Here is a 22,999-nt window from a genome sequence, read left to right on the forward strand (position 1 = left end):
GTTTATTCTCCTTTAAGCTCTTGATAGGTCCCATGGATTAATGAGGTAATGTTTTCTGACAATTGTACGGTTTGCTCTCTTAGCGCCAGGGGAATGCGGTAATGCTTATGATTCATACTTACAAACAAGGCATTTGGATTAGCTTGTACACATTTTTGGAAAGGCGTTTTGATAAATTGCGGCGTTGTAAAACCCACTCCGATTTCTAAAAAGAGCACCTTATCGTTTTTATGTTCTTCTAAAAACGCATCATAGCGTGCCTTTTGTTCAAAGAAATCTGCTGACTCCACCATTCCTTTTTCAGCGTTACGCTTATTAATTTCAAGCGGTGCTCCGCATTCTGGACAGAACGGAATCAGTTCATATGGAACCTTCATATCCTTTTGTTCTGCAATCATCTTGCGAACTAATGCATCATCTTGATACGTTTTTGGATGACAGTGCTGGCTACATTGGAAAAGCCCATACTCTCCTTGAATATGATAAACCTTCTCTTTGTCATACCCGGCTACCCAAAACGCATTATCGGCATTCGTTGTGATGATGTGATATGGTTTTGTTTTGAGCATTTCTAATAGTTCAACATATGATTGTCCCACAGGTTGATCCAAGTAGTTGAGCGCGATAAAACGACTTTGAAACGCCCAATACTCTTCCCAACTTGGAAAATGAAATAGACTCGCCTGTAACATATCTAAAAATTGATACTTCTCGATAAAATCAGGAAAAGCGTCTTCGAATCTACTGCCAATGTAGGTGAATCCATCTGCTGCCGACATCCCAGCACCGATACCAACCACAATAGCATCCGCTTCCTGGAATAAATCCGCCAGTAGACTAGCTTCAGTCGTTCTTTCTTTTTGTAATGCATTCCATTTCGTCATTCTACTGTTCTCCTGATAATAATTTCTGATAAATCGATTGGTCTTCCTTGGTATAGGTTGAAAAGACAACGGTCATTGTTGAAGACGTGTCCTGCAACCACTTGTTCACGGTATCCATGGCAATACGCGCAGCAGGTTCTTTTGGAAATCCAAACTCTCCTGTTGAAATCCCGCAAAAAGCAATCGATGTAAGTCCGGCTTCTCTTGCGGCTTCCAGACAACTCTTGTAACAACCCGCAAGTAATTGTTCACGAAGCGGCGTTACTTTTTTCCCTGGAGGCAAGAAGGGGCCTACTGTATGGATGATGTACTTCGATGGCAAGTTAAATGCTGGAGTGATTTTTGCTTTTCCAACAGGCTCCTTCTTCCCTTGTTCCTCCATTAAATGATGACAAAAGGAGCGAAGTTGAATGCCTGAAAAAGTGTGAATGGCATTATCGATACAGCGGTGGTTTGGAATAAAACATCCTAGCATCTCACTATTCGCCGCATTCACAATCGCATCGACTTTCAGTTCACATAAATCCCCATAATAGAGTTTGATTTGATCATTTGGTGTTGATAGGCAATCTGCTAATGTCTGCACTCTTGGAGCATGGTATTCTTGTAAATACTCATTCTCAAAAGTGACATATTCTGCAGGCGACCCTTTAGGTTGCCTTACATTTACAAACCCTCGCCAAAGTGTCTTCAACTCTTCTACCGTTTTCCCTTCAACTTCAAGGGATTCTCCTGCTTCCTGCGCCAAAAACTCAATCATTTTCCTGAGCAACTGCTCTTCTTTATGATTATTCATCTTCTAATGCCAAGAATGCTGTTTCATCAACGTCCGTTAATGTCACTAACCAGTGTTCTTCTGGTTTTTCAGAGTTTAATAATTTAGGATCTTCTGTTGCGGCTAAGTTTCTAGCTACGACTTTCCCTGCCAGTGGAGTCACAATGGACATCACTGTTTTACTTGCTTCTAAGCTTAAGATTTCGTCTTCAGCTTCTAATTGGTCATCCATGTTAAATTGAACGAAACCAATCGTACCGACATCATCTTGAAGTTCTGGAGTCATACGAATTGTGTAGTTTTCTCCTTCTTTATCAATCCATAAAAAGTTTGCAAATTTTCTCATTTTATTGTTCTCCTTTATATAATTCAGCGAGTAATTCCACTGAACGTTTTCTCTTTTCAATTGAACCGACGAGTGGAATAAATAAGAGCTCGTCAGGATTAGAGACTGCTCTTAGCGCCTCCATTTGCTCGTAAACTTCACGTGGATTTCCCACGATGAGTCGACTGCGGTTGCTTGCGATTTTCTCATGGTCCCGCTGTGTGAATTCATATTCTTCTACATCTTTTTGGGTTGGGAAGGTATGGAACTCCGTAAAATCCTGTTTTCCAAGCATCCATAAATCTAATGGTTTCGCCATCTCTTCGGCTTCTTCACTCGTGTCTGCAATAACCACAAATACCGCTAGTACAAAGTTACTTGGTTTGCTATGTGTTCCTGCTTTAAAGTTGCTGCGATATTTCTCGGAAAGACTTTTCGCCAACTCCACAGGGTCTTGAGGAATATATGGAAATACACCATACACAAAACTCAACCCTAGAGAGGCCGCAGACTCAATCGACTGACCTCCCATCCCAAGAAGGAACTGTTCAGGAACATTCTCAGCTTCTGGAACGACCACACCTTTACGACGAGCTTCATTCAAATACTGTTGGAGCTTTTCTAACCATTCGGCATATTGTTCTTTAGAATAATGCGACTCTAGGTGACGACCTACAAGCGGCGTACCTGGCGAATTACCAAGACCGATATCCACACGCCCTGGGAATAGTCCTTCTAGCGTTGACATGATTTCCGCCACCTTATAGGGTGAGTAATGCAAACCCATGATTCCACCCGAACCAATATGGATGTTCTTCGTGTGGCTGGCAAGGTACGCAATCACCACTTCTGGAGCACAAATCGAGAGTGCTGGCACATTATGATGTTCACTCACCCAGAAACGATGAAATCCAAGTTCGTCTGCTAATTGCGCCAACTCCAGCGTTTCACGAATAGCCTCTCTACTCGTCTTCCCTTCATCTACGAGGCCGTAATCTAACAGACTAATTTTCACCTGTCTCTCTCCCCTCGTAGTTCGCTTCAAGGCCTCTGAAGAAATCTCTGGCTTCTTTTTCAAGTGACTCTCCAAAGTCCATTAAAGGTACGATATCTTTGAAAGCCGCCTTTGGAATCGCTAATGCTTCAAGGGCTTCTGGTTTAATCGTTAATTGAATCTCTGATTCGTTGCCTTCTTGAATCTTCATGGCAAATTCTGGATCCGTGATAAATGGTGTTGAAAGACCGACTAAGTCTGCATTTTCTAATGCTTCGAGGGCTTTTTCTTTAGAATTAATGCCTCCTGAAGCAATCACTGCTACTCGACCTTTTAAGCGTTCATAGACGACTTTATTAACGAGTTCGCCTTGATGTGGCCCTTTGGCACGAACTTTATTTCTGAAGACATCGTGTCCCCAGCTTGCAATAGCTAAGTAGTCAATGTTCACTTTTTTTAGCGCCTCTTCGAAGAACTCAAGAAACTCATCCACAGTGTATCCAATTTGATTTCCGCGCGTTTCTTCAGGCGTCGCTCTAAAACCTAAAATAAAATCATCTGTGGCATATTCATCAATCACTTCTTGAACCGCCGTTAACACTTCCATCCCGATTCTCGAACGGTCCTCCAACGTCTTACAGCCATATTCATCTGTACGCTCATTAGAGAAAGTTGAGAAGAAGGTTTGGATAAGTAGTCGTTGTGCCGATGAAATTTCTAACCCGTCGAATCCAGACTGAATAGCAATTTGTGCAGCACGGCGATAATCTTCGATAATGCCATGAATTTCTTCTACAGTTAATTCTTTCACTTCATGAGGGAACGGCGATTGTAATGTCATCGCACTTGGGCCATACACATAGCGGTCACGATTTAAGGCATGGCTTGCAAAACGTCCTGCATGCGTTAATTGCAGGATAGCTTTAGCTCCACCTGATTTCATCGCTTTAGCTAGTTTAGTTAAGCCTTCGATATCATCGAGGGAGGCTGCGCTAAATCCATACTCAAAAAGCTGTCCTTGCTTATTCACGTAAGCCGCCCCTGTAATTTGAAGGGCCGCTGAATGTGCACGACGCTCGGCATATTTTAAATCATCCTCTGTAATATGACCTTCTTTCGTTGAAGAGTTCGTCACCATTGGAGAAAGCACAAATCGATTGTCCAATGTGACTCCTTTTTTTAATTTGAAAGGCTTAAATAAAGCTTCTGTTTCTATCACACTTTCACTTCTTTCTACTGTTTTGTTACTTGTAATAATTGTCCTTGCTCAAACCATTCTGCAATTTGTAGGAGAAGGTCTTCTCTTCTCTTTGCAGCAGCGAGTTGCACACCAATTGGAAGTCCCTCTTTGGTGCAGTGAACTGGCAAACTAATCGCTGGTTGACCAGTAATATTAAACCGCTGTGTAAATGGCGTATCGGCTACGCTCTCCTCGAACATTTCCCAGAGCAATTGTTGTTTCTGGTCTTTTGTAAACTCATCGATTCGCATGAGTTTGGACGTTAATTCTGTAGATAACTCATATGGATTAAGACCCGGAGCAGACTTGGCAACCGTTGGTAGTAACAGCAAATCATACTGCTCGTGTAACTGCGCCATCTGATAAGCATAACGATCCCAACTGGATGCTACTTTTGAATATTCCATTCCTGAAATATCCAGTCCACTACGATAAATCGCCCATGTCATCAGTTCCATATCGTCTCGCGTTACTTGACGTCCAATCTGGCGTTCAATATTTTGGAACATCAACGCTGTTTCAACCGCACTGATAATATAAAAACCTTTTTGCAAAGCGATACCGTCGACTGGATCTTTTTGAAGAAGCGTTACAGAGTGCCCATGGTTCTCAAAGAAATTCGCAATCTTCATCACCGCATCCACCGAATCCTTAGAGACCTCTTCTCCAACAGGTGACTGCAATAATACGGATACTTTTAAAGGTTTTAGCTTATCTGGTAGATAAAGTTCCTTGGCGCTTAGTTTCGGCAACGGGAACGGGCTTTCCATTTGGTACTCTTGCAGGTGGAATAATATATTTCTCGTATCTTGGACCGTTTTCGTCAACGCAAAATGAACCGTTGCACCATTCCAGCCACGATATGAGCCTGGACCTGCAATCACACGCCCTCTGGAAGGTTTCAGTCCAATCAAACCATTATGGCTTGCGGGGATTCGGATTGAACCACCGCCATCACTTGCTGCAGCAATCGGCGTGATTCCACTTGCTACAACCGCTGCTGCCCCGCCACTAGAACCACCAGCATTTCGATCAAGATTCACCGCATTTCGAACGGGGCCATGTAACAAGGAGTCACTCACTGTCTTAAAGCCGAACTCCGGCGTATTCGTACGTCCCAAAATAATAAACCCAAGATTTTCTAAGCGTTTGACAAAGTTATCTGTCTGCATGCTTTTTACATCTTTGAATAAACGTGAGCCATAGGTACAAATACTCCCTTTTTGCTCTTGTCCTAGATCTTTTAGAAAGAGGGGCACTCCCGCAAAAGGTTGATTTTTTAAAGAAAAACGTTTTGCTTTTTCTATGGCTTCCTCATATTGTGTATAAACGATAGCATTTAAGGAAGGATTCAATAATGTAGCTTTTTGAATAGACTCTTCAACTAATTCTAGTGGGCTAATTTCTTTTGATATAACCATTTGCCCTAAAGTGGTTGCATCCAAAAACATCTTCCTCCCTCCTCTTCTCATACAATTTAATAACAGGCCATTATAACCATGAATTTAAGCGGATTTCAAAGATAAGATTCTATAAAGACACTAAAAAAAACAACATCAGAAATAATTCTTATTTCCGATGTTGTCTCTTTACTTTTAGGTATCCATTTGACTGTATTTTAAAAGGAAAATTAGTACACAGACTGATAATATAGAAATGAGACTTCCGACTTTCAACCCTGGCGGATCATAAGCCCAAACAATTTCATGTTCACCTCTCGTCAGTGTCACGCCCATAAACAAATCTAGTGATTTTTTCACCTCTTGTTTTTTCCCATCGACCAATACACTCCATCCAGAATGATAAGGGATCGTAAAGGTCGCAAATCCTTGATTCGAATCTGTAACTGTTACATGTGCTTTAACAGTCGAATTAGAGTAAGAATCAATCGTTATAGAATTTTCTTTTTTGGTTTGTTCTAAAGCATTTGCGAGTGTTGGAATATCCAGTTCATAAAATTTAACATCTTGAACATTCCATTCTTTGACCTTTCCTTTTTCAAAAGAGAAATTTAAGGATGAAGCAAGATTTCCATTCCCAATTGGCCAAAGCTGATTCGAATGGAAGCGAACTTCATAAGAATAGTTCGCCCCGTCAAGCATTACTTTAGATTTATTAATATTTCCTGATTGCGATACAGGGATTTGAACAAAATAAAGTTTATTTGGATTCATCGGGATCGTCCATTGGATTTGTGTCTCTTCCTCCTCATTAATCGCCGTAAACTTTTCTCCAGACTGTTCTAGATTTTTAACAATCGGTTTAGGGATAGTGATTTCCTTGAGAGCTGAAGTCGAATTTAATCCAATGACTTCCAATAATTGATTAAGATTCGAAGCTGGAGCATTTTGATTGAAGCGAACATTTCTAGCCGTCGATTCATTGGTTAAAAAGCCTAAGGAGAAAACATATGGATTCTTATATACCGTATATTTTTCAAAGGAATCTTCTTTTAAATACAGGCCTCTCATATCAGGAAAAGCCGATTTCTCATCTCCTGTCATCATCATTCTAGAAACACCAAGCATCGAATCGAGAATGACATTTCGATTGCTATAATTAGCGACTGATTGAGAAGTAGCTAAGCCTAATTGTCCCAACTTTTGAATCAACGAATACTCTAAGCTAGAAGTAAAATGAGAACCCCCATTGTAGCCAAACGCAATCGGAAAATTGGCATAGGAAAGTCCTTTATGAATTTCCATCCGCTGAAAATCATGGCGAGTTTGTCCATATTTTTCGTCAAACTTGGAGGCTAATGTCATTTGCTCTTGTATACTATCGCGACTGACAAAATAAGGAACCCTTCTTAAACCAATAAAGGCGTTTAAAGCGAGTTCAAACAACACAATTCCACTCAATAGCTGATATCTTCTTCGAATATTGATTTTTGGAATAAAAACAATCATTAAAACGATTGTCCAAATGACTAAAGCGAGTATTTTCTGTGAGGCATCTACAATTTTTAGAGAAGTCATTAACGAAGCAACTAGGATACTCCCAAATCCGACAGATGTCACTATTACATGAGTCCAATTGAATTCGGCCTTCCATTTCATTAAGCTCTCTGAAGCAAGCACAAATAGAAACGAATTAGCAATCCAAGAATTTCTAAAATAGAAGCCTACTGGTCTTTGTCCCATATGCCAAATTTGATCTAACCCTTGAATATGAAAAGACAATATCATTGCAACTAGCACAATGGACGCCATGATTTTTTTCCTTAAGGTAATTTCCTGACAGGCATAAAAGGTGAACAACCCAAACAATCCTAGACTCCCTACAAATAGCTGAGGAAGTGCTTGCGGATCTCCCCATTCTTTTTCCCCGAAAGATCCTACGATAAATTTTTGACTCATTAAAACTAAGTCATTAACCGCTTTAAAGGACCATTCAAATGTACTACTAGCGCTGGCTTTGCTTTCTAATAATGCACTGAAAACCGGTAACAGCCAAAATGCAGCCATCCCTACTCCAATGAGAGAAAAAAGAGCTACTCGCATGATTTTTGCAAAAGTTTCTTTCCGCGCTATTTCTTCAGAAAAAGCGATATACATTGTGTATAGAATAATCAAAAGACACATCATATATCCTGTATAGAAATTGGTAATCAAACTCAGTGCTAAAAATACGGGAAGTTTTATGGATTTCTTTCCAAGGAAAATATCCTCAATCCCCAAAAAGATAAAAGGAACATAAACCAAATTATCTAAAAAATTAGGATTATAATGCTGAGAAATGATAAAACCACTTAAAGCATAAGAAGTACATAATCCAACTGCAAGCCAGTATCGTTTCGATACAGCTTGATATTTTTTCTCTATAAAATAACCAAATACCACTCCCATAACTCCAAAACGAATTAAAGGAATGATATAACTGATGACATGAAAACTCGAGATAGGAAAAAGCACATATAAAAAAGTGAACGGACTTAAACTATTAAATCCCCACACACTCGGCATTGCTCCTCCTAATGATTTTTCAAATGACCAAAACAGTCCGCTAAAATCGCCATTCCAAAACATTTTATGTAATCCTATATATAATGGGAAGTACTGTGAAAGAAAATCTCCACTATGAATAGAACTTTTTGAAAAAGGGGTCAAACCTAAACATAGGAAGACCCCCAACATCAATATAAATGGAATAAGAAATAACGAACTATACTTTAATTTCAATTTTGAAATTGTCATTACAGTCTACTCCTACTGGATTAAATCCACTTTTTATAAATTGCAACTCCGTAAATTACGATAGAGAAAATAGAAATGATTAATCCTGCCATAAAGCCATCTGGTAAATAGGTCATCTCAATAGTATGTTCACCAGAAGTAATTGGAAAGGCTAATAAACTATCCCAAATTTTCTTAGTTCCAACTACTTTTCCATCTACCTTCACTGTCCATCCTTTATCATATGGAATACTTGTCATCATCCAAGTACTATCATCCGTAATATTTACAGTTCCTTTAAAATTACTTTGATTCCAGTGTTCTACTTTTAAACCTTGGCGTTGTCGTTCTTCGATAATGCGATTTGCTAAAGTGCCGTTCGTTCTTGCTAGACGTAAGCCTGAAAGGTTAAATTCTTCATTCGAATCAATTTCAATCGTCAAATCTACTGCTTTTCCAAGTGAGTTGTGAGCAATTTGAATTAATTGTGCTTGTTGGAATTTATTTTGGAAATCATAACTATTTCCATTCAGCAAAATTCTAACGTTATTTTTATTCGAATGAGAAAGAATCTGAGGAATCGATACCCAATAGTCTTCAGAAGACTGAGGAACTAAATGATACGTAATTTTTCCTGGTTTTGAAGAATCAATTCGTCGATACGTTTCAGGTTTTGAAGAATCAAACACTTCCATATTTTCTAATTGCACATCATTGGCAGCTAGAATCGTTAAGTAAGACTCACTCGTTTGTCCCATTGCTTGAACAATTTTATTATGGTTTTGAATAGGTTGATGATTTTCAAGTTTAACCTTCGTCGTATCATCATTCACTCCAAATGCAATTGGTAAAATTGGACCACCTTGATAAGTAATCGTTCTAATTGCTTCAAACACAGGTTCTTTAGTCGTAATATCTTTTCTGGTTACCATATTTCCAAATACATACATTTTAGAGGTATCCGGATATTCCTTCGTATATACAGGTTTTGGAGCCACTAAATATTTCACAGAGAATAGCGCATCTTGGAAAGGCGTTCCTTGATAATAAGTGGTAGCATTAATCCCGTTATTTCCTAATCGGTCAAATAAATCTCTCGTACTATTTTCTAAGTTAGAACTAAATACAGATAAGCCTGGATAGTCCACCATAAATGGATCATTTTTACTTAAATTAAATGATTTATTAATACGATAAAAATCAGAATGATCTGGTCTAATCGGATTAATCGCCTCTTTTAATTGAAGTACCGCATCATGATACTTATAGGCATCTGTATACCCCACTCTAGACTGAACAATAGCCGCATTTGCCGTCAGTTCAACCACCGTGAGAGCTGCAATAACGACCCATGGTTTCTTTACCTTTGTCCAGAATAAAGCAAGAAGGATAATCATATAAATTCCGATTGTGGCTATGCGTTGCCAAACCGTCAAGAATGAATGAGTTTGATACTGAACAATCACAAAAATAATGGCCATACCGACAAATAAAATACTCGCTTCTTTTGGAGTAAAACGTTCCATTTCTCTTAAACTTAAATAAGAAAGATAAATCAAGAAGAAAGCAATAATCCATGAAAAACGATAGAAGAATCCGGCCGGGTTTTGACCCATATGCCATAATTTACTTGTAAACTCATGGGCACATGAAATGAGGAAAATCGTTAACACAAATCCTGCAGCAATCTTGCCCCATTTTGTAATTTTATTAGAAACAAAATAGTAAATAGTCCCTAAAATACCTAAACTTGCAACATAAATATTTGGCAAGTTTGGTCCAGCTGGCCACGATTCATTGTCGAAAGCCCCTAAAAATAATTTAGCCAAAATTTCTAAAGGATTGATTTGCAAAGTCCATTCAAATTTTAAGGAGCTTTGTAATCCACCTTTTGTAGAAACTAAACTAATAATAATCGGCAATAGAATGACTGCAACCATCCCTACTGCAATAATGGAAGCACTCGCTAATTTCAACAAACGTTCAAACGTAATTTTGAAGTTCGTAAACTCTTTAGAGCGGATAATATAAAAGAATGCATAAATCACCACAAAGATACAGGTCATATAGCCCATATAGAAATGAACAAACAATGCAAGAGCAAGCATTCCAATATAGCCCTTAGGAGATTCATTATCTAAAACTTGTTCAACTCCGATTAATACAAGTGGCAAGACAATCATACCATCGTAAAAAATAGGGTTCATTTGATAACTAACATTAAACCCATTTAATGCATAGATTGTCGCTACAATTGGTAATAAATAGGCTTTTTTCTTTAAGCCATCATATCGCTTTACTAAAAAGTGCGTCATTGTTAGACCCATCGTTCCATAACGTAAGGCAATGGTCACAGGAACAACCCATTGGAAATTCTCTTCAGAAAACAATAGAAACAGAAAATTAAAAGGACTCAATAAATTAAATCCCCAAATTCCAAGCATTCCTCCTCCAATCGACTTAGAGAACGAATAGAAAAAACTGCTCCAATCTCCATTTAAAAATAAATGTTTAAAATAGGCATAGAGACCAATATATTGTGCATTAAAATCAACCGCCATTAATGATTTAGCACCAAAAGGGAAAAATCCATCTATGATCCAAGCTACGAGCATAATTAGCATCGGAGCTAGGAAACTAGCTAAATAGACTTTTTTCTTAGTTGTCATTTTGCTCTCCTTTCTGTGTCATGTTGGTTTGATCCACAAGATAATGAGGGCGTTTTTTAACTTCGTAATAAATTTTTCCAATGTATTCACCTAACACGCCGATAGAAATCAGTTGAATTCCTCCAAAAAGAACTACTGAAAAAATAGTTGTGAAATATCCACTAACCATCGTGTCAGGGGCTACAAAATATTGTACAAATGACCACAATACATAAGCGACTGAAATCATTAAACAGAAAAGACCTAAGTTAATACACATTCGCAATGGTTTGTCATTGAAAGATAAAATCCCTTGAATAGCATAATTCAACGAAAACTTCAATGAGTACTTGGTTTCTCCCACTGTACGCACTTGATTTTCATATTCAATTACTTTTTCTTTGAAGCCAATCCAAGAAAAAATTCCTTTAGAAAAACGGTTATATTCTTGTAAAGATAAAATGGCACGAACGGCTTTACGACTGAATAAACGGAATTCTGATACTCCATCCATTAATTCAATGTCCATCATCTTATTGGCTAATTTGTAAAAATGTTTTGCTAAAAACGTACGGTGCGGTTTCTCTCCTGTCCGTGTACGTCTCGCGCTAACAACATCATAGCCTTCTTGATAAGCAGCAATCATCTTAGGTAATAGTGCAGGTGGATGTTGTAAGTCTCCATCCATTAATATCACAGCTTCCCCAGTTGCGTATTCAAGACCTGCTATCGTCCCAGCTTCTTTACCAAAATTTCTACTAAAACTAATGTATTTTACGCGAGAATCTGCATCTGCAATGGCCAGCATTTTCTCAAAGGTACGATCTTTACTCCCGTCGTTAATAAAAATTAATTCAAATTCAGCTTGTGTGATTTGATTAATTTCTTTTACTAAAGCATCATACATTTTTTGAATCATATTTTCTTCGTTATAAAATGGAATTACAATCGATAATTTCATTGATTCATTCCCCCAATCCTTAAAAAATTCGCTATCCTTATCATATCATTTTTTCATGAGTAGTGCTTCCAAAAATGAATATTTTTATAAAAAAAGAGAAGCAACCTTCGATAAAAGGTCACTTCTCGTATAAAAAGACTAGATTTCTTTTAAATTTTCAATCAATAAATTGGTTCCCAATAACCCGAGTAGCAATATGCTAAAGACCACTATAAAGCAGACCATAAAAAATTCTTCTGGCAAAGCTAAAATAATAGGATCTTTTTTGGGATCAAAAATCCAAGCATCATTGTTAAAAAACAGCTCATGAAATTTAATAAACAATGTATTAAAAAAGCTTGCAATACCAACACAAACGAAAATCGGTACGAGAACTAGCCACCGAATTGGCCTTCTCAAAAGCCATGTTAGACGCCTTTGTTTTAAGGACCGAATTCCAAAAAAGCTGACTAAACCAGATGAAAGGAATATCGCAAAATTAATAAAGAATAGCCTTTTGACTTCAAAAAAATGAAATAAGCCTTGCTGAGAACTCGTAAAATTACTCATCACCAGTGAATCATTCAACGGATTCGTCAAATATCCTATCAGTTCATGATAATTTGTTTTAAGAACATCCGCACTGTATCCAGTCATTTTTTCTACTTCAAACCACTGAATAGACCAATGGTATAGAGGTTCGAAAAAGATCACAAAGGTAATTCCTAAACTTAACCAGAATAAAAATAGAGCAGTAGCGACCCCCCATTTTTGAACTCGATAAGGTCTCATTAAATGTTCCATTTACTCAAATCCTCTACTAAATGGGTTGGTTGTTCCTCTACGTTCAACAATGTTTCTCTTGTAGAAAATCCAGTTAAAACCATAATTGTATCCATTCCATATTGAATGCCTGCTTGAATATCTGTTTGATAATTATCTCCAACCATGGCAATGTCTTCTTTTGAAAAATGTGAGTTAGGAAACTTCGCATTAAGATAGTCTAATGCTGATTCCATAATGATACTACTTGGTTTACCAATAACAATCGGTTCGACTTGGGTAGCTACTTTTAAGAATCCAGTTATTGCTCCTGAACCAGGAACAGGGCCTTTTTCACTCGGTAAATTGGAATCGATATTTGTAACAATATAGGTTGCTCCACCTCTAATAGCTAAAGTCGCTTTCTCTAAATCTTTATAAGTAACATTTCGATCTAAGGACTGTAGGACTATTTCCGGATTTTCTGAATCCAGTGTAAAGCCAGCTGCTTTTACTTGATTCTTAATCGCTTCTTCTCCGATTACCATTATACGTTCTACAGGATAATGTGCTTTTATATAATCGACTGCAGCAACACCACTTGTATAGACTTCTGAGGCTTCAATATTTGTTCCATAATTTTCACGCAAGTTTTGAGCCACTTGTTCAGGAGTTTTCGTCGCATTATTTGTTACGAATAAAAACGGGATATTGGCTTCCTGTAGTCTTTTAATAAAAGCTTCTGCAGTGGGAATACGTTCTTTCCCCTTATACATAGTTCCATCTAAATCAATAAAATACGCTTTATACATTTATTTCCCTCTTTGTTGGTTCTCTCTAATATGAAATCCTTTTTTCTGAGGATTTTTAACGACACTTTTCTTCACCTTGCTACTTGAAGATTTTTCAACTTCTTTCATTGAGAAATGTTGCGAATTTGATTTCTTCGTTTTCGGTTTAAACGTTTTATCTCCATATTCCTTCATTGTCTCTTTTGGAATAAATTCTTTTAGATTAAAATCTTGTTCTTTTTTATTTCGTGGATTTGTTTCATTATTGCGACGCTTTTGACGATTTTGAGATTTCTCTTTGAATTTACGGTTTTGTTGATTTCTCGCAGGAGCATCTAAATCTACTGGACTAAATACATGCTCTCGTCTTGGATTATTTTGGCGTTTTCTTTGAGAACTTCTCTCACGTCTTGGTCGTTGTGGTTTTTCTTCCTCAAGAACAGGTTTGTGTTTTGCCTCAGGATCTCTTTCTAATACAAAATACTGACAGCCAAAATTGCAATATTCCAAAATATACTCTTGTAAATAATCAATATCTCTATCTGGTGTTGCTAATTTATGAGAATGTTTAAAGAAGCCCTTTAATCGTAATTTTTCATGGCCCCAATCCCCTACAATATAGTCATAACGCTCAAAAATATCGTTATATCGTTCATTGAATGCTTCAATATTAAAGCCGTTTCTATAATCTTCAATGATTTGGTAATGTACCTCATCGACCAAAATTGTCTTTTCGTCCACTACCACCGCTCTTTTTGGTTCTTCTTCAGGATTCGTCACAATTTCTTGCAAAACTTGACTCAATTCATCTGAAAGCGTCTCTACGGTTTTCTCAGTCATGATAGTTCCTTTCTTTAAAAATTAATTCTTTTTCAATAATCGTTCTTAATAAATCTGGATATAATATTTGGTTGATCCCTTTTTCTTCAATCATCGGGAAAAAAGGAACAAAACGCATATGGTCTGGGCACACAAATGTAATGATTTCATCGTCTGCTAAAACTTTTCCATCGACGATAATTTCTTCACCCTTTTTAGAAAAACCAGTATATAAGATCTCTCCAAATAGTTTACCACGAAAACCATATCCGCGAATAGCTTTTTCTAGTAATTCTGGTTGTTGTTCTTCAAAAACTCGGAGTAATTGTTTGAAATTTTTTACAGAAAATTGACTTTTATTTAAGTGAATCGGATGAGGCATACAGTCATGTAAATCAAACTTCGTTAATGCTCCCTTCTTAAACTCATGCACGAAGAGACCAGTATACGTAATTGCAATTGGAATCCCTGTTTGCCTAATCATGGCTTCAAGGGAAAGTTGTGCCAAGTCTCTTACTGAATAATCTGGAATCTGACGAAGAACAATATTTTCTTTGAGTAATTTGATTCCTTCTTCTAGGTAGATTTTTCCTTCATCAGCGGCAGGATCCTCTTTTAGCGTTTCAACTTCAATCATACTTTCTTCTAAAGGAATGAGCTTTTCTTTCTTAGTTTTTAAATGGAGCTCTCCAATGTAAGCACCATATTTGAACCCACCCGTTAAGAGTGTTTGGTTTACCCTTTTTCCTTCTTTAAATAAATGATGTGTGTGTGCTCCAAGAATCACTTGAATTTCTGGATACGATTCGGCTATCAAGGTATCCAAATCAATACCTAAATGGGATAAAAGGATAATTTGGTGTCCCTCACTAGCAAGTCTAGGAACTAATCTTTCGAGCGTTTTTAAAGGGTCTTCAATCCAATATCCATTCGGTTCATAACTTTCTGGATAGGAAGCTGTCAGCCCTAGTATCGCAATACTACACTGATCAATTTTTTCGAATTGGATTTCAGTTGCATAAGGCGGTGTTTCGCCTGTAGATTGCCACTTCACATTAGAAATAACGACTTTAAAATCCTTTTCCTTATAAGCTCCTTCTAATTCTTCTGGAGTATAAGCAGTCCCCTCATTATTTCCTAGTGTTACAAAATCTATTTTTTGCTGGTTCAAAATGGTCGACGCAATTTGACCATTTTTTGCTTCCACAAGAGGATGAACTCGATCAATCAAGTCTCCTAAATCAACTGCCCAAACAGTGTGACCTAATTCTTCAAGTTCTTTCCTTCTGGCCCTCATAAAATTCGTTTGCGTTTTTAACGAATGAAAATTTGAGTGCATATCATTCACGTGAAGAATCGTTAAATCACTCATCAATTTCCTCATGACTAGCATTATTAAACAAGGTTGCTTCAGTCATTTTTTGTAAGTCTTTCGGTGCCAATTCCATTTGCAAACCACGCTTTCCCGCTGAGATGCGAATAGTCTTATGGTGCATCGCACTCTCCTCAATAAAAGTTGGAAATTTCTTTTTCATACCGATGGGAGAGCAGCCTCCGCGCACATACCCTGTAAGAGGTTCGAGCTGATCTAGAGATAGTAATTCAACTCTCTTATTCCCTGAAATTTTTGCCACCTATTTTAAATCTAATTCCTTATGAGCTGCAATACAAGCAACTAGATGCCCTGTTCTATCCCCTGTTAACACAATCGTTTTATACACTTCTTCAACAGGAATTCCCATTCCATCTGCAGCATGAAGCGCATCTAAATGAGCGGTATCTACATCATACTCATGAATAACATAGGGGATCTTGGCTTGTTCTACCATTCTTACAGCATTTGTTTTGATTACTTTTTTCTTTTTCACGTGAAATCACTCCTTCTTTTATTCTACCATAAGGAGCATTCTAAATAAAATTCCGTTTGACATAAAAAACAACATCCCCTAAGAAAAACTTAGGGGATGTTAGATTAACCTAATAAGTTTAATCGACGAATAAAATCGTCATTGGACTTTGTTTCTTTCAACTGTTTCACTAGTTGCTCACTTGTCTCAAGTCCATCACCCTTAATCGAATGACGCACTTTCCAAATCACATCAATGATCTCTTTTGAAAGTAACATTTCTTCTTTACGCGTTCCTGAGCGCTTAACGTCAATCGCAGGAAACACTCTTCTTTCTGCAAGTTCTCTTGAAAGATGAATTTCTGAATTTCCAGTTCCTTTAAACTCTTCATAAATGACATCATCCATTCGACTTCCCGTTTCAACTAAAGCAGTCGCTAAAATCGTCAAACTTCCGCCTTCTTCAATATTTCTAGCCGAACCAAAGAATTTTTTAGGGCGATAGAAAGCAGCAGGATCAATCCCCCCGCTTAAAGTTCTTCCTGAAGGTGGAATCGTTAAATTATATGCTCTAGCCAATCGTGTCAAGCTGTCCATTAAAATAATGACATCTCTCCCGTCCTCCACTAGTCGCAAAGCACGTTCCAATACTAATTCACTAATCTTAATATGATTTTCTGGAAGCTGATCAAACGTTGAATAAACCACCTCAGCATTTACTGTTCGTTCAATATCTGTTACTTCTTCTGGTCGTTCATCAATTAATAAAATAATCAACTCAGCATCTGGATGATTTGTCGTAATTCCATTAGCAATTTCTTTTAATAAACTTGTCTTCCCTGCTTTTGGTGGAGCAACAATCAAGCCCCTTTGCCCAAAGCCAATCGGACAAATTAAATCAAGCATTCTAGAGGAGATTCGCCCTCTTGTTGTTTCCAAAATCATTTGCTTTTCTGGATAAAGTGGTGTAAGTCCTGGGAAATGATCTCTTTCTTTTGCCTCTTCGGGATCTTTTCCATTTACAAATCCCACTTGCATCAACCCATTGAACTTCTCTCCTTGGCGAGGAGGACGTGCAGTTCCACTCACTAAATCTCCATTTCGAAGATCAAAGCGTCTGATTTGAGAAGAAGAAATGTAAATGTCTTCTTGACTACTTGAGTAGTTGATGGGTCTAAGGAATCCAAAAACCTCTGCACGATTAATATCCAAGACCCCTTCTACTTGAAAAAATCCTGTAGCTTCTTCTTGGGCGCGAATAATCGCAAGTGCCAATTCCTTTTTATTCATCTGACCGTAATAAGGAATTTTATAATGTTTAGCAAAGCCGTACATCTCTTTTAAAGTCTTTTCTTGCAAACTTTGCAAGGTTACAGTTTCTACTTGTTCTGGCATATTGTCCCTTCTTATTCTTCAATCATCGTAATATCAGCACCTAGAGCTTGAAGTTTCTCAACAATATTTGAATAACCTCTAAGAATATGTTCAATATTAGAAATTTTAGTCGTTCCTTCAGCCATTAATCCCGCGACTACAAGTCCAGCTCCAGCACGAAGATCACTTGCAGCAACTTCTGCACCTACTAGAGGCGTTGGTCCTTCAAATGTAATAATATCTTCAATCACTTTTCCATGGGCTCCCATACGATTTAATTCTGGAACATGCCCAACACGTTTTGGATAAATGGTATCTACAATCATTGCAGTCCCGTTTGCTTTCATAAATAATGGCGTAATCGTTTGTTGCAGGTCTGTTGCAAATCCTGGATACGGCATAGTCTTAATATTTACTGCCTTAAGATTTGTAGAAGGATAAACAAAGATATCATCTTCTCCAACTTCCATCTTGACGCCCATCTCATCCATCTTTGCAATGAGACTTTCTAAGTGTTCAAAAATGACATTTTTAACACGAACTCCTTCTCCAACTGCTGCGGCAACTGATAAATAAGTTCCAGCTTCAATACGGTCAGGTATAATTGTATGACTACATCCGTGGAGTCTTTCTACCCCTTCCACACGAATCATACTTGTTCCTGCCCCTTTAATATTGGCACCCATTTTATTTAACAGTGTCACGACATCAATAATCTCAGGTTCACGAGCGGCATTCTCAATAATCGTTTTTCCTTTAGCACGAACAGCAGCTAATAAAACGTTAATGGTTGCCCCTACAGAAACAACGTCCATATAAATTTTTGTTCCTACTAGGCCTTCTTCATCGGTTGATAAATAGATTGCCCCATCATGATCTACTACATTGGCACCTAAAGCTTTGAATCCTTTTAAATGTTGATCGATTGGTCGTGGTCCTAAGAAACACCCTCCAGGAAGTCCTACCACACCTTCTCCAAACTTCGCAAGAGTTGCTCCCATAAAATAATAAGAAGCTCTCATACTTTGGATTTTTCCTCTTGGCATTGGGATGGATTTCATTTCCGTTGGATCAATGGTCAATGTGCCATCTACATATTCTGTTTTCACGTTAAAATCATTTAAAATCTCAATTAATGCTGCAACATCTTGGATGTCTGGTACACCTTCTAATACTACTGGTTCTTCGGCGATAATAGCAGCCGGAATTAAAGCTACTGTACTATTTTTTGCTCCACTAATGGTCACTTCACCTTTTAATGGTTTCCCACCGTTAATGACTAATTTTCTCATACTAAAATTCCTTTCACTAAATCTTCTCAGTTATTATACCATGTTCCTATAAGAATCTGCTATATTTTAACCATTTACAGCAATTGTTAACCTGTATAAAAAATACAGTTGACAATCAATTGAAATCTGTTACACTTAAAAACATGAGTATTGACGAAAGGAGGCTATTATGAGTACTAAACAGGAAGTTTTACGTCTATTATATAGCACCGTAGACAAACCCCTTTCTGGACAAGATATCGCTGACCAATTGAAACTTTCTCGAACCGCAGTGTGGAAAGCTATTCAGCAATTAAAAAAAGACGGTTACGAAATTACCTCAAGCACAAAAGTAGGTTATCAATTATCCAGACAGACAGATTTGTTAACCCTTGAAGGCATTCGGACTTATCTAGGTGAACAATTACAAGATTGGGATATTCAAGTCTTTGAAACAACCACTTCAACCAATGATTTAGCTAAAAACTATGGTGCTTCAGGAGAAAGGGTTCCAACCTTTTTTATTGCCGAAGAGCAAACTGCAGGACGTGGTCGTCTCGGAAGAACCTTCCTCTCCCCTCCCAAATCTGGTTTATACATGAGCATCTGTATTTTTCCTGAAGGTGATTTGGATAGTATTTCATTAATCACTTGCGCTACGGCTGTTGCCGCAACGCGTGCAGTAGAATCTTTCATTCACGAAACCGTCGGAATTAAATGGGTAAACGATCTCTACTACCACGATAAAAAGATTGCTGGCATCTTAACAGAGGCGGTAACAAATATTGAAGCTCAAAGGGTGGATGCGTTGATTGTTGGCATGGGAATTAATTTGCATATCGACGACGCCATTATTCCAGAGGACTTAAAACCAATTATCGGATCCCTCTTTTCACCGCAAGAGATTCCCAAAAGTTTTAGCCGCAACGAATTTGTAGCTCGTTTCCTTAAAGAATGGAATCAATGCTACGAGGCCATCAATTCGGGTAAGCGTGACTTCATGGAAGAGTATAAATCTCATTCGATTATTGTCGGAAAGAAAATCAATGTCATTAGCGGTATGAAAACATACCCCGCAACTGCAAAAAGCGTGGACAATAACGGTCATCTCATTGTCCAAACGGACGATGGATCCATTCATTCATTATCATATGGCGAAGTAAGTATTCGCCCAGAAAATTAAATCATTAGGAGTTAAACACATGAAAAAATTATCAATTCAAACAATTGTACTTGCTGCACTCTTTGGTGCACTCTGTTACGTATCTAGCTACTTAAAAATCCCGATTGGACCAGTACCATTCTCAGCACAAACTGCTACAGTTATTTTGGCATCACTACTCTTGCCACCAGTTGCTGCATTTGCTGCTCAATTTATTCACTTCCTATTACTTTTCTTATTAGGAGGAGGAACTGCATTATTTATTTCTCCATCATTTGGTTTTGTAATTGGATTTATGGTTGCTGCACCTGTCATCTCATTTATTGGAAACCGTATCAATAATATTTTTGGATGGGTTCTGGCCGCACTTGTTGGTGAAGTCATTTTCTACGTCATCGGAATTCCTTATATGACCTTTGTACTCTTAAGCATTAAAATGCAAGAACTAAGTCTTCAACAAATCCTTGGCTTCGGTTTATATCCGTTCATTCTTCCTGATTTAGGAAAATTAGTCATTGCAGTCTTTCTTGCAGATCGTATTAAAGTTCTTACAAAAAAACACAATTAAAAATATAAAAAATAAGCTAGGCTTAATGCCTAGCTTATTTTTTTGTGTATTCTGACTAACCCCAGAATTTAACTCCTAGTACGTGTCCTAAGAACGCAAAACCGATTCCGGCAACTAATAGAAGAACGATACAACGTAATGGCGTCCATTTTTTACGCGCTAATAAGTAATATAGTCCTAAAGTAATTCCAAGTGGAATTAATTTTGGTAATACACCATCTAAGATTGTTTGGATAACAATTGGTTTTTCACCGTTTGCGATTTGAATCCCTAATTTAGTACCACCGTAAAGACTTGTTAGCGCCCCTACCACGAATACTCCAAGGATTGAAGCAGCACGAGTGAATTCTTTGGCATTTGCTGTAAAGATACCAATTGCATCTGTTCCTAAATTATAAGACCAGTGCATTAACCAGTAACGAATTGCAAATTGTGCAATATTGAATACTGCCAAGAATAGTAATGGTCCAGCGATGCTTCCTTGTAAAGCAAAGTTTGAAGAAATACCGGCTACGATTGGAACTAATGTGAACCAGAATAAAGCGTCACCGATACCACCCAATGGTCCCATTGCAGCAACACGTACCGCACGGATTGTTTGAATATCTGCTTTGTTTTGTTCAAGAGATAATACAATCCCCATTACGAATGTTACTAAGAATGGGTGAGTATTAAAGAACTCTAAGTTATGAGACATTGATGCAGCTAAGTCATCTTTGTCTGTGTGGATTTTTTCTAACCCTGGTAAAATACCGTATAACCAACCAGCTGCTTGCATACGTTCATAGTTGAAAGAAGCTTGTAGGAAAATTGAACGCCATGCCATTTTATTTAAAGTCGCTTTATCTAAGCGTGGAGCAGGCGTTTGGTTTTTATAAGAATCTGGAATATTATATGCCATCTTCTTCACCTCCATCGTTCACAATGCTAGCACCAGCTGTTTTGAATTTTGTATGGATTTGGAAATCCCAGTATGCAATTGCAAAACCAACAAACGCTAATAATACTAATGCAGAGCCACCTAAGCTTTCACTTGCAGAAACAATGTTTGCTAAAGCAAAACCTAAGAAGTAGAAGCCCCATAGTTCTTTAGAAACCATTACTTTAAGTAAGATTGCAAACCCAACAAAGCGCATCATACCCCCTGCTGCACCTAAACCAGCCATAAACCATTCAGGAATAGATTTCGTTAAAGTATCCCCGATTGTTTGTCCACCGATAAAGAATAATACAACTACAAGACCAAAGATAGCCCCAAGAGCAGCCATCGCTAAGTAGTTCAAGCGAACAATACCTTTTGGATTAGCATCATGTGCATATCCATCGGCTACTGCCATCATTGGTGACATTAAAGCAAAAATCAAAGTAACGCCATATTGACCTAAAAGTGCAAATGGAACAGCCGCACCTACTGCAGCAGCTGGATCTAATTTAAGACTGATAGCCAAAACTGTCGCCATAATTCCACCGATTACGGCATTAGGTGGTTGTGCCCCACCGACTGGCATGTTACCGATTGTCATTAATTGATAAGTACCCCCAACAATTAAACCAGTTTGGAGATCTCCCAAAATAGCTCCAATCACAGGACCCATAACGATTGGTTGATAAAGTGATTCTAAAAAGCTAAATTGGTCAATCGCAGCTACAAACGTTACTAGGAATACTAATAAAATTTGAATAAAACTTGCTTGCATATTCATTGACCCCTTTTATAAATATAAATTATTGAAATAATTTCGATACGTCTTCTTTTCCTTCAGTTGGAACTTTCTGAATTTCAAGTTCGACTCCTAACTCTTGCAGTTTCTTAAATGCAGCTACATCTGCATCATCCACTGCGACAACACCTGCAACTTGACGTTTACCCTCCGCCATATGCATGTTCCCAATGTTGACTTTTTTAATCGGTACCCCCCCTTCTACTAGTTTTAAAACGTCTTGTGGATTTTCACAAATAATGAAAATCAACTGACGATCTGCTGCCTTACCGATGATGTTAATCGTTTTTTCAATCGTGAAGTAACGAGTCTGTGCACCAGCAGGAGCAGCCATATCCATCAACCCTTGACGCATCGGATCTCCCGCCACTTTGTCATTGGCTACTAATAATAGGTTGGCCCCTAAATAAGAAGACCATTGAGTCGCCACTTGACCATGGATTAAACGATTGTCAATTCGTGTTAATAAAATATTTGGCATTGTTCGCTCTCCTTTCATAAAAAGCTAAGTTCATTATATCTAATTCTAATCATTTTTGGAAGCGTTTAACAAAAAATATTTTTAATATTTTCTTCATCGTTTCTTCTTTATCGTTTTCATTCATTCTTTCAATAGAAAAAAGAATGATATGTTTTAAATCCCCCCCATTTTTTAACATGTTTTTTATATAAAAAGGCTCTTTGTCAAATAGTGTTGATGAAGA

Annotated in this window: 20 protein-coding genes and 1 pseudogene; 2 read left to right on the forward strand and 19 right to left on the reverse strand. The window is 37.7% G+C overall.

Annotated elements, in window-relative coordinates; all coding sequences use genetic code 11:
- Nucleotides 1–2: 2 nt before the first annotated feature.
- The 16 genes and pseudogenes from HMPREF3106_RS04675 to HMPREF3106_RS04750 form a co-directional block, all read right to left on the reverse strand.
- On the reverse strand, nucleotides 3–884 hold the full coding sequence (locus HMPREF3106_RS04675) for an SIR2 family NAD-dependent protein deacylase (RefSeq protein WP_070444678.1): 882 nt from the start codon (nucleotides 882–884) through the stop codon (nucleotides 3–5).
- A 1-nt stretch (nucleotide 885) separates the two neighbouring features.
- Complete coding sequence (locus HMPREF3106_RS04680; protein ID WP_070438011.1) at nucleotides 886–1,680, reverse strand: protein-ADP-ribose hydrolase; 795 nt, start codon at nucleotides 1,678–1,680, stop codon at nucleotides 886–888.
- Complete coding sequence (locus HMPREF3106_RS04685) at nucleotides 1,673–2,005, reverse strand: glycine cleavage system H family protein (protein WP_070444681.1); 333 nt, start codon at nucleotides 2,003–2,005, stop codon at nucleotides 1,673–1,675. Before HMPREF3106_RS04685 ends, HMPREF3106_RS04680 begins: the two co-directional genes overlap by 8 nt.
- 1 nt (nucleotide 2,006) lies before the next feature.
- On the reverse strand, nucleotides 2,007–2,999 hold the full coding sequence (locus HMPREF3106_RS04690; protein ID WP_070438008.1) for an MsnO8 family LLM class oxidoreductase: 993 nt from the start codon (nucleotides 2,997–2,999) through the stop codon (nucleotides 2,007–2,009).
- Nucleotides 2,989–4,197, reverse strand: a complete 1,209-nt coding sequence (locus tag HMPREF3106_RS04695; protein WP_070438006.1) for an NADH-dependent flavin oxidoreductase — start codon at nucleotides 4,195–4,197, stop codon at nucleotides 2,989–2,991. Before HMPREF3106_RS04695 ends, HMPREF3106_RS04690 begins: the two co-directional genes overlap by 11 nt.
- A gap of 14 nt (nucleotides 4,198–4,211) precedes the next feature.
- The gene (locus tag HMPREF3106_RS04700) at nucleotides 4,212–5,669 is read right to left on the reverse strand and encodes an amidase (RefSeq protein WP_070444683.1); all 1,458 of its coding nucleotides are present in this window, start codon (nucleotides 5,667–5,669) and stop codon (nucleotides 4,212–4,214) included.
- A gap of 144 nt (nucleotides 5,670–5,813) precedes the next feature.
- Nucleotides 5,814–8,414 (reverse strand): YfhO family protein, encoded by a 2,601-nt coding sequence (locus tag HMPREF3106_RS04705; RefSeq protein ID WP_070444685.1) that lies wholly within the window; start codon nucleotides 8,412–8,414, stop codon nucleotides 5,814–5,816.
- Between the two features lie 20 nt (nucleotides 8,415–8,434).
- On the reverse strand, nucleotides 8,435–11,062 hold the full coding sequence (locus tag HMPREF3106_RS04710) for a YfhO family protein (protein WP_070444687.1): 2,628 nt from the start codon (nucleotides 11,060–11,062) through the stop codon (nucleotides 8,435–8,437).
- Nucleotides 11,052–12,002, reverse strand: coding sequence for a glycosyltransferase PgfS (locus HMPREF3106_RS04715; RefSeq protein WP_005606866.1), 951 nt, complete (start codon nucleotides 12,000–12,002; stop codon nucleotides 11,052–11,054). Before HMPREF3106_RS04715 ends, HMPREF3106_RS04710 begins: the two co-directional genes overlap by 11 nt.
- 138 nt (nucleotides 12,003–12,140) lie before the next feature.
- Entirely contained in the window at nucleotides 12,141–12,785 is a 645-nt protein-coding gene (locus HMPREF3106_RS04720; protein ID WP_083281598.1) for a TIGR01906 family membrane protein, read from the reverse strand.
- The gene (locus tag HMPREF3106_RS04725) at nucleotides 12,773–13,555 is read right to left on the reverse strand and encodes a TIGR01457 family HAD-type hydrolase (protein WP_049555755.1); all 783 of its coding nucleotides are present in this window, start codon (nucleotides 13,553–13,555) and stop codon (nucleotides 12,773–12,775) included. The genes HMPREF3106_RS04720 and HMPREF3106_RS04725 overlap by 13 nt, the downstream gene beginning before the upstream one ends.
- Complete coding sequence (locus tag HMPREF3106_RS04730; RefSeq protein ID WP_053091368.1) at nucleotides 13,556–14,374, reverse strand: YutD family protein; 819 nt, start codon at nucleotides 14,372–14,374, stop codon at nucleotides 13,556–13,558. It abuts the gene before it with no gap.
- The gene (locus tag HMPREF3106_RS04735; protein WP_049555756.1) at nucleotides 14,367–15,725 is read right to left on the reverse strand and encodes a bifunctional metallophosphatase/5'-nucleotidase; all 1,359 of its coding nucleotides are present in this window, start codon (nucleotides 15,723–15,725) and stop codon (nucleotides 14,367–14,369) included. Before HMPREF3106_RS04735 ends, HMPREF3106_RS04730 begins: the two co-directional genes overlap by 8 nt.
- Nucleotides 15,718–16,221, reverse strand: a pseudogene (gene ybaK, locus HMPREF3106_RS04740) (Cys-tRNA(Pro) deacylase). Before ybaK ends, HMPREF3106_RS04735 begins: the two are co-directional and overlap by 8 nt.
- Before the next feature lie 104 nt (nucleotides 16,222–16,325).
- Nucleotides 16,326–17,594, reverse strand: coding sequence for a transcription termination factor Rho (rho, locus tag HMPREF3106_RS04745; protein WP_049555757.1), 1,269 nt, complete (start codon nucleotides 17,592–17,594; stop codon nucleotides 16,326–16,328).
- An 11-nt stretch (nucleotides 17,595–17,605) separates the two neighbouring features.
- Nucleotides 17,606–18,865, reverse strand: a complete 1,260-nt coding sequence (locus tag HMPREF3106_RS04750) for a UDP-N-acetylglucosamine 1-carboxyvinyltransferase (protein ID WP_049555758.1) — start codon at nucleotides 18,863–18,865, stop codon at nucleotides 17,606–17,608.
- 169 nt (nucleotides 18,866–19,034) lie between these two features.
- On the opposite strand from HMPREF3106_RS04750, the gene HMPREF3106_RS04755 reads away from it, so the two are divergent.
- Nucleotides 19,035–20,027 carry a biotin--[acetyl-CoA-carboxylase] ligase gene (locus HMPREF3106_RS04755; RefSeq protein ID WP_049555759.1) on the forward strand — a complete coding sequence of 331 codons (993 nt, stop codon included), beginning with the start codon at nucleotides 19,035–19,037 and terminating at the stop codon, nucleotides 20,025–20,027.
- Nucleotides 20,028–20,046: 19 nt separating this feature from the next.
- Nucleotides 20,047–20,574: a biotin transporter BioY gene (locus HMPREF3106_RS04760; RefSeq protein WP_049555760.1), complete on the forward strand. Its 528-nt coding sequence runs from the start codon at nucleotides 20,047–20,049 to the stop codon at nucleotides 20,572–20,574.
- A gap of 55 nt (nucleotides 20,575–20,629) precedes the next feature.
- Here the strand turns inward: HMPREF3106_RS04760 and HMPREF3106_RS04765 are convergent, their stop codons facing one another.
- The 3 genes from HMPREF3106_RS04765 to agaV are packed head-to-tail and all read right to left on the reverse strand — an operon-like array spanning nucleotide 20,630 to nucleotide 22,776.
- The gene (locus HMPREF3106_RS04765; protein WP_049555761.1) at nucleotides 20,630–21,475 is read right to left on the reverse strand and encodes a PTS system mannose/fructose/sorbose family transporter subunit IID; all 846 of its coding nucleotides are present in this window, start codon (nucleotides 21,473–21,475) and stop codon (nucleotides 20,630–20,632) included.
- Entirely contained in the window at nucleotides 21,465–22,271 is an 807-nt protein-coding gene (locus tag HMPREF3106_RS04770; protein WP_039849113.1) for a PTS mannose/fructose/sorbose/N-acetylgalactosamine transporter subunit IIC, read from the reverse strand. The genes HMPREF3106_RS04765 and HMPREF3106_RS04770 overlap by 11 nt, the downstream gene beginning before the upstream one ends.
- 28 nt (nucleotides 22,272–22,299) lie before the next feature.
- Nucleotides 22,300–22,776 carry a PTS N-acetylgalactosamine transporter subunit IIB gene (gene agaV / locus HMPREF3106_RS04775; RefSeq protein WP_005606885.1) on the reverse strand — a complete coding sequence of 159 codons (477 nt, stop codon included), beginning with the start codon at nucleotides 22,774–22,776 and terminating at the stop codon, nucleotides 22,300–22,302.
- Between the last annotated feature and the right edge of the window lie 223 nt (nucleotides 22,777–22,999).

This window comes from Granulicatella sp. HMSC31F03, from assembly GCF_001807725.1.
In the GTDB taxonomy this organism is placed as follows: domain Bacteria; phylum Bacillota; class Bacilli; order Lactobacillales; family Aerococcaceae; genus Granulicatella; species Granulicatella adiacens.